Origin of the sequence: Roseixanthobacter psychrophilus (genome assembly GCF_043195195.1) — a bacterium.
Lineage (GTDB): Bacteria > Pseudomonadota > Alphaproteobacteria > Rhizobiales > Xanthobacteraceae > NCEH01.
Map to the genome: position 1 here is coordinate 67,381 of NZ_JBAFWT010000003.1, position 14,846 is coordinate 82,226.

Consider the following 14,846-nt stretch of genomic DNA (forward strand, 5'->3'; position numbering starts at 1 on the left):
TCTGAGCACCTTTTATTGGGGTGCTCGCCGTGGTCGACAACGTTTTCCAGAAATCACCCGCTCAACTGGTTCTGGATCAGGAAGAGGCGTCGGCCGCGCCACGTGGCCTGCCAGCGTATTCGAGCTTCGCCCCCCCTACCGCTCCAGCCGCATCCTCGGATGTGATGAAGAGCGCCTACGAGCAGGCGGCAATTCGATATCAGGTGCCCGTCAATGTTCTGATGGCCACATCGGAAGCGGCATCTGACGGACCTAGTGCGCCCATGCTGCGCATCGATGGTGCCGCGCGGAAGCTTCGCCAGGCGCTCGACAGCGGGGCAAAGATCGAAGATGTCGTTCCGCCCGAATTGCTGGGGCGCGCGGCGCAGATCGGGCAGACCATCTACGCCGATCAGACCGCCCCCAAGCCCGTCCAGGCGCCGGAGCCGACGAAACCCGCTGAGCCGGGTCCTGATGAAGGGCCGGGCGTGTGGGGCAGCCTGCGGGATATGACGCTCCAGACGACCGGCGGCGCCTACAAGGGCATTGGCACCCTGGTGCGCGGTGCCGGCGCGCTCCCGCAGATTTTCGCGGAGAACGTTACCGGACCGATCATCAACCGCGTCTTCGGCACCGACTATCACGCTGGGAACCTGCTTGATCCTGCCGCCGACGCGGTGGCTGACATCGGAAAGTCCGGGCAGGACAAGGTGTCGGCTTACACCAAGGATGCCATCAAGAATTCCACGCCCGATGGCGACCTTCTCAAGCCGTCCACTTGGACGTTGGGCAAAAACCCGAGCCTGCGCGGATACATGGCCCTCGGGCTCGATATCTTCGGCGGCATGGTGCCCATCATCGCATCAACCGTCGCGACGGGTGGTGGCACCGCAGGGACGATTGCCGGCGCGGTGACGGGCGGACTGCAAGGCGGTGGCGGCGCCATCGAAACCGCTCGCGACGCCATCAACGAGTTGGCGAACACGCCCTCAGATGGCCCCGGTAGCCCGCCGCTGATCGAACAGCAGTCCGCCTATTATCGCGAGCTGCGCGCGGCGGGGAAAAGCCACGATCAAGCCGTGCGGCTGACGCGGTCGGCGGCGGAGCGGTTCGCGTTCTTGTTCACCACGCCCGTGTCCGCCTTGGGCGGGGCAGCCACCAGCAAGATCATCAATCCCGCTGAACACATCATCTCCAGCCGGTCCATTGCCGCCCGGATCGGCGGACGCGCGGCGCTCGGCGCTTTGGAAGAGGGTTCGCAGGAAACGGCCGAGACCGTCGAGACAAACCAGGGCATCAACACGGGCGCCGGTACCCAGCGCTCACTCACCGATGGCACCTTTGCGGACTTCCTGTTGGGGGCTCTTGGTGGCGCAGCGCCCGGCGCGGCTGGCGGCGCCCTGTCACATCGCGTTGAGCACGCTGGTGCTCCCGAAGCCCAGGTTACGCCAGACGCGGACGCCACGGTTTCCGAGCCCGCCCAGACGGCGCCCCAACTTGCCCAGGAGGCGGTCGCGCCCCTGTCGCCTGCTGGGCCGCTCTCCCGCGCGCTGGAACGCGCGCCTGTTGCGCCGGCTGACGGTCCTCGGGTCACGGTGGTGAGCGACGGCATCGAGCCATTCTCTGCCGTCGTTGAAGCGCAGAACGAAACCGGCACTGTATTGCGCGACGAGCAGGGAAATCGTTACATCATCACGCCCGAGGAACTCAGTTCCGGCGTCGTCACCATCGCCCAATCGGGCGCGCCTGCCGAAGCGCAGGCAGCCGCGCCCCCCGAGACGCCCTCCGCACCGGATCCCGCCGAAGCTGTACCCCCCGAACAGCCTACGGAAATCGAGCCCGTTGTGGAGGGCGTACCAGATCCCGCCCTGAGAGCCGCGCAGGAGCAGCAGGCGCCTGCTCCCGAATACGCCATCCCCGCCACGGTAGAGCCGAAGCGCGACTATGCCAGCATGACCGCTGGCCAGTTGAAGCAGCGGCAGAGCTATCTCGCCAATCAGGCGAAGGTGAATGGCGGCTGGAGCAAGAAGCTCACGGCCGAGAAGTCCAAGGTGGATGAGGCCCTGGTGGCTCTCAAGCCGAAGGAAGGTGCTGACGTCGGCGCCGCCGACGAACAGCCGGCACTGAGCGCCACCGACACGCAGGCCCACGAAGCCGCCACCTCGCCGCACAACGACCTTCCCGATCCGACCCAGGCGCAGAAGGAGGCCGGCAACTACAAGGTCGGCCGCATCTCGCTCGGCGGGCTCGATATCTCGGTCGAGAACCCCCAGGGCTCCGAGCGCAAGGGCGTTGATGCCAGCGGCAAGCCCTGGTCGCAGGAGATGAAGCATCACTACGGCTACATCCGGGGCACCATCGGCAAGGACAAGGATCACGTCGGTGCGTTCGTGCTGCCCGGCACGAAGGAGATCGCCGACGACGCGCCCGTGTTCGTGATCGATCAGCACGCCGCCGATGGGTCGTTCGACGAGCACAAGGTGATGCTCGGTTATTCCAGCCAGCGGCAGGCGGAGCGCGCGTATCGCGCTAATTACACCAAGGGTTGGAAGGGTCTCGGCGCCGTCACTCAGATGACGATGGGCGAGTTCAAGTCCTGGGTGCGCGACCCCGCCAAGACCAGCAAGCCGGCAGCGCAGCAGCGTGGCCTCATGGCCGACACGAGCGCATTTGAGGAGGCGCGTGCCCGTCCGCCCCGCGCTCTTTCCGACGATCAGCGCGAACCTATCGACGCTGAGGAACAGGCCCTCCTGGCCTCCAGCGCCGAAACCCGCACCGCCGAAGCCAAGCTGGCCAGCCGGGACATTCGGAAGCTCTCTGCCGTTGTCGCAGCCGGCTATGACGACGAGACCGCCGCAAAGGTGGTGGGCCGCGACCTGACGGCAGAGGACGTTCGCCGCCTGCGGAGTGAATACCGCATGTCCGCAGAAGAGGACGCGGCGCCGGGCGCCAAGGGTGGGTTACTCGCTGGAAGCTCAACGTTCGGAGTCGGCTCCGCAGGTTCCGTCTTCGCCAAGCACGGCCATGAGATCGTATCCGAATGGCGAGATGGGCAGGCATCCCGGCATCGTCTCGGATCAAAGGCTATGGCCGCCGTCGAGGGCGTTGACCGCGAGGTTGATCGGTCCATCGCTGCCATCCGAGATAAGACCGACGCGTCTCGCAGCGCCTTTGACGCCGATCCATCGTCTCGCAAAAAGGGGCGGCTGAACCTGAACGATTTGGCTGCGGAGGTTGTCCCGAACGAAAGCGGACGCGGCGACCATCGTCTGGTTCTGCGCGACGGCAATGGTGAGGAGGCGGGTGGCGTCAGCTTCTCGCGCACCCCAGATGGCGTGCGCGTCTACGACGCTGGCTTGCTCCCCGAAGCGCGCGGCAAGGGCTTGGTGACCGACGCCTATGCCAAGCTTGCCGATTGGGCGGCCGAAAACGGCCTTCCCCTCAAGTCGGATGCAAACCTCACCTCCGAGGCCAAGGCCATCTACGAGCGCCTGGAGAAGCGCGGCTATCAGGTGGAGCGCCATCCCGAGATGTCGGAGTGGCGTGGTCGGGCCGACGCGCCCGGCAAGGATAGCGCATTCACCGTGCGCGCCGGGGCCGTTCCGGCGAAGAAGTCTGATGCCCCGTCGTCGTCGCGCACTCCCGAGCGAAAACTTGTTGGGAAAAACATTGCAGGCGAGAACGTTTTCGAAGATGCGCGCGGCGTGCGCTCCATTTACGCCGATGGAATTCGACGGACCGAAAGCGTTCGCCTGCATCCTGGCCGTGAAGGCATGGGGATCAGCGTCGGGGAGCGCCGCGACGAATACAAGACTGTCGAGGAACTAGCGGTCGAGAAACCAGAAGCCCCTGCCGTTTCCGCCAACACCGTCTTCACCGAGGACGCGGCGGAAAAAGCGCGCAAGTTGCTTCGCAGCCGCCTGCGTGGCAGCCAGCTCAATTCCGGCATCGATCCCGAGATCATGCAGGCCGGCATCACACTGGCCGGTTATCACATCGAGAAGGGCGCGCGCACCTTTGCGGCCTATGCCAAGGCGATGATTGCCGACCTGGGCGAGGAGGTGAAGCCGTACCTGAAGTCGTGGTACATGGGAGTGAAATACGACCCGCGTGCCACGCGGTTCGACGGCATGAGCACGGCCGCTGAGGTCGAGGCCGCCGACATTGATGTGGTTGGGAGCGAAGGCAATGAACCTGGAGAACTGGATCAGTCAGGCGCGGGAGCACTGGAAGGAGTTCCAGCCGACCCGGTTCAAGGAGCTTCAGCAGACCGGAAAGCTGAAGGAAGCGCTGACCGAAGCGGCCGAGCGGACGCATCGGGAAATGAGCGCTCTGGAAGACAGCGGGATGTCCAACAGCGAGGCGTGGGAGATGACGCGGGAGCGGTACCTGTTCCCGCCCGAGGAGAACCCGAAGGACGAGCCGGTGGCGAGCGAGGCGGCGCGCGCGTTCAACGAACTGACGCGCCTGAAGAGCAAGCTGCTTCAGGAGGGGAACGAGGACGAGTAGAGCCCGCCTCTGGGCAGGCTGCTCAGGATCGCGGAAGCGACTTCACGCTCCCCGCCGAAGAAGCCCCGGCGCGCGGACAGAAGGCCAAGTTCAACAACAACATTGCTGCCATCCGCACGCTCAAGGAGCTTGAGGCATCGGGCGCCCCGGCGACCCAGAAGGAACAGGCGATCCTCGCTCGCTATGTGGGCTGGGGTGGCATCCCGCAGGCGTTCTCCCGCAGCGGCGGCGCCGTGACGAAGGGTTGGGAAAAGGAGGCGGCCGAGATGAAGGCGCTCCTCACGCCCGAGGAATATCGCGCCGCTGAGGCATCCACCCGCAACGCGCATTACACCTCGCCCGAGATCGTGCGGGCCATGTGGGGCGCCATGCGTCACCTCGGGTTCAAGAACGGCCGCGTTCTGGAGCCGTCCGTTGGTGTTGGCAATTTCTTTGCCCTCATGCCCCCCGAAATGCGCAGCGGCTCCGCCCTTCACGGCGTCGAGTTGGACAACATCACGGGCGGCATCGCCAAGCACCTGTACCCGGCTGCCAAGATCGCGGCGCCGATGGGTTTTCAGGACTATACGATCCCCGATGGCCATTTCGATCTGGCCATCGGCAACCCGCCGTTCGGCGCCGAGAAGCTCTATGACGGGCGCCGCAAGGATTTGTCCGGCTTCTCGATCCATAACTACTTCTTCGCGAAGAGCCTCGACGGCCTGCGCCCCGGCGGCGTGTTGGCCATGGTGGTCACCAACCGTATGATGGACGGCGCCAAGGATGCGGCGCGCCAGTATATCTCGGATCGGGCCGACCTTCTGGGCGCGATCCGCCTGCCGAACAACGCCTTCCTCGCCAACGCCGGCACCGAGGTGACCACGGATATCGTCATCCTGCGCAAACGCGCCGATGGCGAGAAGGCGACTGGCGAAAGCTGGATGGAGGTGCAGGACTACACCGACGCCAATGGCAAGGTGGTCCCGCTCAACGAATATTTCGTGCGCAATCCAGACCAGATGCTGGGCGAGTTCGGCGCGCACGGCACCATGTATCGCCCCGACGATCCGGCGCTCATCGCTCGCGAAGATCAGGACACGGACGAATTGCTGGAAGAGGCGATCCACCGCTTGCCGGAAGGCATCATGGACGCGCGCGGCACGCCCGTCGCTGTGGTGAACGACGCGCCGGCACATCGCGCTGCGGACGTGCGCGTGGGCTCGATGTTCCGGGCCGACGATGGCTCGATCATGGTGCGCGGCGAGGACAGTCTTGGCGAGGCCCAGGCGACAGCCGCCTCGTTCCCGTCCGACAAGGCACGCGACCGCGTTTCCGGCATGATCGACATCCGCGATGCCTTTGCCGACGTGCGCCGTCTGCAGCTTGATGCCAGCGCCTCGGATGCGCAGATCGAGGCCGCGCGCGCTCATCTGAACGCGGCCTACGACGGCTTCGTCAAGATGAATGGCCCGGTCAATCAGGACGCCAATAAGCGCCTGTTTCGCGACGATCCGTCCTGGCCGCAGATTTCCGCCTTGGAAGACGGGTACGACAAGGGCATATCTCCTGCCGTTGCGAAGACCACGGGCGAGGCGGCACGTAAGCCGAGCGCGAAGAAGGCGGCCGTCTTCACCAAGCGCACCCAGCGCCCCTATTCGCCGCCCACCTCCGCCTCTTCGGCGAAGGACGCCCTGGTGTCCTCGCTGGCAGAAACCGGCCGCGTCGACATCGATATGATGCAGCGGCTCTATGGCAAGCCCGCTGATGCCATCGTGAGGGAGCTTGACGATCTGGTCTATCAGGACCCGCAGCGCGGCTGGCTGACCCGTTCGGAATATCTGTCGGGCAACGTCAAGCGCAAGCTGGCGGAAGCCCAGGCGGCTACCAATAAGGACGCGGCCTACCGGCGCAACGTCGAGGCCCTGGAAGCGATCCAGCCCGCCGACGTGGCCGCCATCGACATCAACGTGAAGCCGGGGGCGCATTGGGTTCCGCGCGAGGTGATGACCTCCTTCGCCTCGCACATCAGCGGGGATGAGAAGCCCGATGTGATCTACAACCCCTCGAACGCGCGTTGGGTTGTGAGGGCGAGCGGGAAGCCCGAGAATTCGGCGCAGTGGGCGACCGGGCGCGTCAGCATCGCCGAGGTTCTGGAAGCCGCCTCCAATCAGCGGACCATCACTGTCCGCGACCGGGTTGATCGGGACACGACCAAGGTGAATGAGGAGCAGACGCAGCTTGCGAACGACAAGGTGCGTGCTGTTTCGGATGAATGGCGCCGCTGGATTTGGTCCGACGACGGGCGGCGCGAGAGCCTCGGGCGGCTCTACAACGATATGTTCAACACCGACGTGCAGCGCGCGTTCGATGGCTCGCATCTGGCGTTCCCCGGCAAGGTCGGCGACGACATCATCCAGCTTCGGCCCCATCAGGCCAACGCGGTGTGGCGCATCGTTCAGAGCGGCACGACCTTGCTCGATCACGTCGTCGGCGCCGGCAAGACCTTCACGATGGTTGCGGCGGCGATGGAGCTGCGGCGGATGGGGCTCGCAAAGAAGCCCATGTTCGCGGTGCCGAACCATCTTGTGGGCCAGTGGGCGGCGGACTTTGTGAAGCTCTATCCGGGCGCCAAGGTGCTCGCCACCACCAAACGGGACTTCGAGAAGGAGAACCGCAAGCGCCTGTTCGCCCGCATCGCGACCGGCGATTGGGATGCCGTGATCGTGGCGCATTCCAGCTTCGGCAAGGTCGAAGTGGAGCCATCCGAGCAGGCCGCGTTCATTGAGGAACAGATCGCTGATCTTCAGAAGTCCCAGGAGCTGATGCGCGAGGCCGAGGGCAAGGACGGCCGGAACGTCAAGCACATCCAGAACGCGATCACTCTCCGCCGTGAGAAGATGAAGCGGCTGCTCGACGCGCAGAACAAGGATGACAGCCTTTATTGGGGCGAGCTTGGCGTGGACGCCCTCTTCACGGATGAGCAGCACGAGTTCAAGAACCTTGAATTCAGCACCGCCATGCAGCGCGTTGCCGGCCTGGGCAACCAATCGGGGAGCCAGAAGGCTTCCGACATGCTCCTGAAAAAGCGCCAGGTGCTCAAGGCGACGGGCGGCCGAAACCTCGTAGACGCCACCGGAACGCCGATCAGCAACACCATGGCGGAGATGTTCACGGTCCAGCGGTATCTCGACCATCAGACGCTCGAAGCGCAGGGTCTCAGCCATTTCGATGCCTGGGCGCGGATGTTCGGCGAGGTGGTCACCGATTGGGAACTCTCGCCCTCTGGCCAGTACAAGATGAACAGCCGGTTCGCGAAGTTCGTGAACATGCCGGAGCTGATGCAGCGCTATTCCAGCTTCGCCGACGTGGTGAACCGCGACGACATCAACCGCATGCTGGCGGCGCAAGGCAAGAAACTGCCCGTGCCGAAGGTGAAGGGCGGGAAGCCGGAAAACATCGTCGTCGAGCGCAGCCCGGATCAGGCCGCCTATATCGGCGTGCCCACCAAGGACAAGGATGGGAACGACACCGACCAGTACCCGATGGGGTCGCTGATCTGGCGCGCCGAGCATTTGCCGAAGCGGGCCGAGAAGGGCGACGACAACATGCTCAAGATCATGTCGGACGCCCGCAAAGCGGCGCTCGACATGCGGCTGGTCGATCCCGGCTATTCCGACCATCCGGGCAGCAAGGTCAATGTGGCGGCCGACAGCATCCTGCGCCTTCACCGCGCCTGGGAGGCGGATCGCGGGACGCAACTCGTGTTCATCGACCTGTCCACCCCAAAGGCGTCCAGGGGCCGGGAGGCGGAGCGCATTCGCGACCTGATAAAGAAGGCTGAGGCGGGCGACGAAACCGCACAGGAAGCCCTCGATAAGCTCAGCCCTGATGAACTCTCCGCCCTGGAAAGCAAGTTCTCGGTCTATGACGATCTGCGCCAGAAGCTGATCGACCGGGGCATTGCGCCGGAGGAGATCGCGTTCATCCATGACGCGAACACGGACATCCAGAAAGAGGAGCTGTTCGGGAAGGTCCGCTCCGGCCGGGTCCGCGTCCTGTTTGGCAGCACCGCGAAGATGGGCGCTGGCATGAACGTGCAGGACCGCCTTGTCGGGCTGCATCACCTCGACGCGCCTTGGCGTCCCTCCGATCTGGAGCAGCGCGAAGGCCGGATTATCCGGCAGGGAAATCAACTCTATGACCGCGACCCTGACGGGTTCGAGGTCGAGATCAACCGCTACGCGACCAAGCAGACCCTCGACAGCCGCATGTGGCAGACCATTGAGGGCAAGGCGAACTTCATCGAGCAGGTTCGCAAGGGCAACGGTGATCGCGAGATCGAGGACGTCGGCGGAGAAGCCTCGAACGCAGCGGAGATGAAGGCCGCATCGTCCGGCAACCCGCTCATCCTTGAGGAAATGACGCTCCGCCAGCGCATCAAGCGCCTGGGGACCGAGCGCTACGGCCACGACAGCGAGCAGTTCCGCCTGCGCGACAGTGTGCGCAGCCTCAAGCGCCGGATCGAGACTGGTACCCGCCGCATCGCCGAGATGGAGGCCGACGCCAAGATCGAGTTGCCTGCGGAATTCGCAATGACCGTGGACGGCGAGACCTATGACAAGCGCAGGGAGGCTGGGGCGGCCATCCTGTCGGCTGCGGCGATGCTCGATGCTACCTATGGCGAGAGTGCCACGCTGGGCTCCTATGGCGGGTTCAAGCTCACCTTGGACCGCCTGGGCAAGGACCGCTTCGTCGTCACGCTCGCGGCCAAGGGCGAATATGAGACGAACGCATTCAACACTGCCGCCGATCCGCAGGGCGTTGCGCAGCGCGTCGCCAACGCCGTACGCGATCTTGCCGATGATGCCGCCCGGCTGGAGCGGGAGGTGGTTTCCAACACCGCGTCAGTCCCCAAGATCGAGGAGCAGCTTCGGGACTGGCCCAAGGAGGCCGATCTTGCCAAGGCGAAGGCCGACCACGACGCGGTGATCGAGAAGCTCAAGCCGAAGAAGAAAGCCGAACCGAAGGAGGGGGGCGAGGCCGAAATGCCGGCTGCAAAATATTCGCTCTCAAACCTCCCTGTGGTGGATGTCCCCACCGACGAAATTGCGGGCATTGAGAGTAGGGGGCAGGCGCGCCAGAAGGTGCGCGTGCTCGCTCGCGAGCGGTTGGATGGGAAGGTTGTGACCACACTTGACGGCGACGAGGTGCTGATCAGTTGGCAAGGGATCAAGCATGGAACGGAGCGAGCGAATATGCCTGCGCTCGCGGCTATGCTTCAAATGGATCGACTGATCGCATCGTCCCTGAAGTCGCGAATTGAAGGCGACAATCGTGATCGTTTCAACATCTCCGGGCTGCATGAGTATGCAGCCAGAGCGCAAATTAATGGCAAGGCGGCCTCCGTTCGTATCTTTGTCCGCGAGCATGCGGACGGGAAGCGATACTATGATCATGCCATTTTTGAAGAGACCGGCCCCGGCTGGTCACCTGGGGATGGTACCGCAGACGCGGAACCCTCGCTCCACCGTTATGGGCCGGGGCCGGCAACACATAATGTAGGCTCTTCTTCTGCTGCCTTCAAGTCGGTGTCGGACGCTCAAGATCATCTGCGGTCTGGTGCGTATGGTATCCAGATCGGAAAAATGTTGGATGCCGGTCGGGTTGTGATCCACGAGGATCAGGGGTCTCTGCCTGGTTCTGATCACCCTGATGGCCGCGTGCAGGCGATGACATCCCATGGCGGCAAGGTTCACTTGGTCGCCACGAACCTGACGCCTGCGAATGCTCAGGGAGTGCTGTTGCACGAACTCTTCCATGCTGGGGCTCAGAATATGCTGGGCGCACAGCGCTACGCCAAGCTGATGCAGCGTGTGCGCACGAGCTTGGCCGCCGCGGAACAGCGCCGGCTCCAAATGGCGAAGGGCACTGCCGAGAGCTTCTGGCAGGATGCGCTTAAGCGGGTAGACGCAGCGAACGTCCCGGCAAATCTACGAGCAGAAGAGCTGGCAGCCTATGCCATCGAGCATCGGGATGCTGCGCCAGCGGGACTGCGAGAAGCTGTCGACGGCATCATCGGCACGGTGAAGGACTGGGCGGTCCGCACACTCGGGCTCCAGATTGGCGAGGTGACGCCGGCTCAACTCCATGCCTTGGCACGCGCCGTCCTCCGCGCGCCTTCCGCGCTTCGGGGCACCCAGAAGCCCACGCGGCGGGGGCAAACAAAATCATTCTCCCTGAAAGACTTCGAACCGAACGACTTCATCCCGGCGCCCGATGGCACTCTCGACTTTGGCCAGATTGATGCTGAAGTGGCGCGCGTGATCCGGCGAGAGGCGGGCCCGATCCGGGTGAAGGCGGGGAATAAGGATTTCGGCCTTCGTCATATCGAGATGAAGGGGGACGAGATCACGAGCACATACGCGGATGCGCGCGAGTTCGTAGCTGATGTCGCGAACAGCTATGACACTATTTACAGTGCCGGCGGGCGTCGGTTGTTTCTGGTCAAGACTGTGCCCGTAAAACACTGGGGCTTGGTTGTGGAGATAAACCCGACACCAGACGGCTCATCCTATACAGTGGTAACAGGCGGAGCGCGACGCGAGGACTTTTTCAAAAATAAAACACCACTCTGGGGAAGGGCGCAGTCCAACCAGGCTGTTTCCAGCCCCCCTAGCGCGGTCTCGGGCCAAAGTGGTGAAAGCACTATACCCCCTGGCGAGGATGAGGCCAAGGGGTCGCGCTATTCCCTGGCTGACGCAATCAAAACGACGCCCGAGCAGAAAGATGCATGGCTCAGCAATAAGCTCAGCGACACCCTCACGGCCGCCATGCCGGCGCTCCTTGCCACTGTCCCGCTGCGGCCCATGCTGGAGGAGTTGGCCAAGGGCATGCCGGCTGCACGAGAATATCTCCGGACCAAGCAGGCCATGGACACGCTCCGCAACGAGTGGCACGCCAAGGTTGCTGAGACCTCGGATGCGTGGCTGAAATATCGCTCGCACAACCGAGATGAAAACTCCCGGCTGATGGAGATCATGCACGACAGCACGCTGACGCAGAACGACCCGAGCGAACCCTTCAAGCCCACCTTCGGGGCCGAGGAGGCAACGGTCCTGCGCTATGGCGACACCGAAAGCGCTGCCTATTCCACCGCCATGCGCAAGGCGGCAGACGACAAGGACCGGCGCGTTTCCTACAAAGAAATCAAGGCCAAGTTCGATGCCCTTTCTCCGGACGGGAAGGCGCTCTACGGAAAGGTCCGCGACACCTATTCCGAGATGGCCGATGACTTCGAGAAGGTCATTCTCGAAAACATGGATAAGGCCCTCAAGATTGCGGTGCGTCGTGCCGAGCGGGAGCATCGTGCGGAGATGCAGCGCATCACGGACGAGGGCCTCGTCGGCCCCGAACGCGATGAGGCGATCAAGGCCGCAAATCAGAAGCTCAAGACGGTACGGACCAAGACAACTTGGAACGCCCGCTGGCGGCTATCTAAGATGCGCGCACAGTTCGAGAGCAACAGGCTCACCGGCCCCTACTTTCCCCTGTCGCGCTTTGGAGAGTTCTTCGTCACCGTGCGCGATAAAACCGGCAAGGTAGTGAGCTTCTCGCGCTTCGAGGGGCCGGCAAAGCAGCGGGCGTTCGTCAACGAGATGCGCCGCGATCCTGATGTCTCGGTCGAGGTTGGCGTCCTGGCGGAACCTGCCAGCTTGCGCCGACAAGTGGACCCCAACTTTGTGGCCGACGTGGAGGAAATTCTGTCCGGTGCCGGCGCCTCGGATGCGCTGAAAGATCAGGTTTGGCAGCGCTATCTGGAAAGCCTGCCGGACTATTCTGTACGCAAGAATCGCATCCACCGTCTCGGACGCGCCGGCTTCCAGGCCGATGCTCTGCGCGCCTTCGCCAGCAATCTCTTCCACGGCGCGCACCAGATCGCACGCACCAAGTACGGCATGGACCTTTCCGAGCACATCAACGATGCGCGAGAACAGACCAAGAATGCGCCGGACCCGAGGCGTGCCGGCTTCGTCGTGAACGAGATGGAGAAGCGCGACAAATACATCATGAACCCGGAGGGGAGCGCCTGGGCGCAGGCCATCTCCACTGCGGCGTTCGTCTATCACCTCGCCCTGAGCCCCGCATCCGCGCTGGTGAACCTGACGCAAACAGTCATTATCGGCGTTCCCATCCTGGCCGGCTATCACGGCGGCGCGCAGGGCATCGCCAAGGCCAGCGTGGAAATCACGCGCGCGAGCCGGGACTTCGCCATGGGGAAGGGTAAGGCCGAGCGGTCCTCTCGTCTGAACGACGATGAGCGGTCGGCTATGCAGGCGGCCTACACCTCGGGCGTGATCGACAAGTCCCAGGCGCACGATCTGGCCGGCGTCGGGGAAACCGGCATCGAATACAGTGCCCGCCGCCAGAAAGTGATGAACGCCATCTCTTGGGGATTTCACCAGGGCGAGCGCTTCAACCGCGAGGTTACATTCCTCGCCGCGTACCGCATGGCGCGCAGCAAGGGTGAAGCGCATGTGCCAGCGATCAACACAGCTTCGCGGCTCACCTGGAAGACGCACTTCGACTACCAGAACACGTCGCGTCCCAGGCTTATGCACGGCGACGCCGCGCGATCCGTGCTCACCTTCAAGAATTACACCATCAACATGCTGTTCCGCCTGTTCCGCGACACCCACCAGGCGCTTAATGGGGGCACGCTGGAGGAGCGGCGCGAAGCACGCACACAGCTCCTCGGTATCACCGCCATGATGTTCGCCACCGGCGGCATCAAAAGCATGTGGATGTTCGGCATCTCCATGATGCTGGCCTCGCTCTTCTTCAGGCTTTCCGGCCACGGTGACGACGACCCCGAGGAGGAGCTTCAGAAGGCCGTTGTGGGTCTTCTTGGGCCGACCATGGCAGGCATCGCGCTCAATGGCTTGCCGGGGCATCTGATGGGCATTTCACTGTCCGAGCGCATCGGCATGCCCGACCTCTGGTTCCGCTCGCCAGATCGGCAGCTTGAGGGCGCAGACGCCTACCACTATTGGCAGGACCAGATGCTCGGGGCTTCGTTCGGCATCTTGCAGAACGGCTTCCGGGGATACCAGATGATCAGCGAAGGCCACGTCTATCGCGGGATCGAGACCATCGCTCCGAAGGCGATCCGCGACCTGATGCGAACCTATCGCTACGCCACGGAAGGTGCGACGACGCTCAAAGGGAACGAACTGGTGGACCGCGTGTCCGCCGCTGACCTTCTGAAGCAAGCGCTCGGCTTCACCCCGGCCCAGATCGCTGAGCGCTATCAGCTTAATTCCTGGCAGATGAACCGGCAGAGCGATCTTAACGATGAACGCAGGCGTTTGCTAACCGACTATGCTCGTGCAAGTAAATATGGCGACGATAAAGCACTGAAGGCGGTTGAGGAAGGGATCGTCTTGTTCAATTCTAAGGAAACCGGCGATCCAATCACCGGAAAGACCATAATCCAGTCGATGCGAGCCCGTGAAAAGGCCAATGACCGGAACGAAAACGGCATCAATCTCAAGCCGAAGCTGAAGGACTACATTCAGTCGAAATCGGCGCCAGCGATCTACGATTAGGGGGTGGCGTCAAGGACGCCCACGAGATATAGTACCGCCATTCCGAATACGCGCATGACGTGCGGTTCCCATTGGAGCCTGCACCATGTCCGCACCGGCCTGGCTCGATCTGAAGATCAGCCTCGGAAACATCCTCACTATCCTTGCGGGTATCGTCGGCCTCTCGGTCGGATGGACGGAACTGCGTGCCGACAATCGGCGCCAGGATGCTGAAATCGTCATGCTCAAGCTGGCGGATGAGGACGCGCGGTCCTCACTGCGCGAGGCGGCGAAGAACCTTCACGCCGATATCTCTGAAATCAAATATCGCTCCGATCAAATCCTCGAAAAGCTTGTCGATCGGCAGCAGTCAACGAGCGAGCGCGTCGCCCGTGTCGAAACGAAGATCGACGAGGTTCTGAAGGCGGTCAATCCGCCCAAGCGCATGTGAGGGCGGCAAGATGCGAAACGTCGGTATCGATCTTATGAACAACGGCCAGCGCATGGACGCGGTCGTGGCCGTCCCCGTGATGACCGAAGGCGGTAACATCTCGGCCAACGCGACGGGGGCCGCATTCGTGATCTACGGAGCACAGGCGTGCTCGCAAATCACCATCGCCGCCCCTAAGTCGGTCGATGTCGAGGTGCAGCAGGACGGCGCCGGGTTGGCCTTCCCCGTCTATGCCGGCACCTACATGACCTTCTTCGGCCTCACCAACGCGTCCCAGCTTGGCGTCCGCCGTGTGGATCAAACCGCCGTCGCGGTCGCTGTCATTGCGCGCTGGGAGCAGTGAG

The 14,846-nt window shown here is 63.3% G+C and carries 3 protein-coding genes; all 3 read left to right on the forward strand.

The features are described 5' to 3' along the window. Nucleotides 1-29 precede the first annotated feature (29 nt). The 3 genes from V5F77_RS04435 (at nucleotide 30) to V5F77_RS04445 (ending at nucleotide 14,845) form a co-directional block, all read left to right on the forward strand. The gene (locus V5F77_RS04435) at nucleotides 30-14,072 is read left to right on the forward strand and encodes a PLxRFG domain-containing protein (protein WP_429004122.1); all 14,043 of its coding nucleotides are present in this window, start codon (nucleotides 30-32) and stop codon (nucleotides 14,070-14,072) included. Nucleotides 14,073-14,157: 85 nt separating this feature from the next. Beyond that, a complete protein-coding gene (locus tag V5F77_RS04440; protein WP_429004123.1) occupies nucleotides 14,158-14,502 on the forward strand; it encodes a hypothetical protein in 345 nt (114 codons plus the stop codon). Nucleotides 14,503-14,512: 10 nt separating this feature from the next. Continuing rightward, nucleotides 14,513-14,845, forward strand: coding sequence for a hypothetical protein (locus V5F77_RS04445; protein WP_429004124.1), 333 nt, complete (start codon nucleotides 14,513-14,515; stop codon nucleotides 14,843-14,845). The last annotated feature ends 1 nt before the right edge of the window (nucleotide 14,846 follow it).

Excerpts from the sequence above, each read along its gene's own strand:
- V5F77_RS04440 (WP_429004123.1), top strand. The coding sequence starts at position 14,158 with ATGTCCGCACCGGCCTGGCTCGATCTGAAGATCAGCCTCGGAAACATC.
- V5F77_RS04445 (WP_429004124.1), top strand. The coding sequence starts at position 14,513 with ATGCGAAACGTCGGTATCGATCTTATGAACAACGGCCAGCGCATGGAC.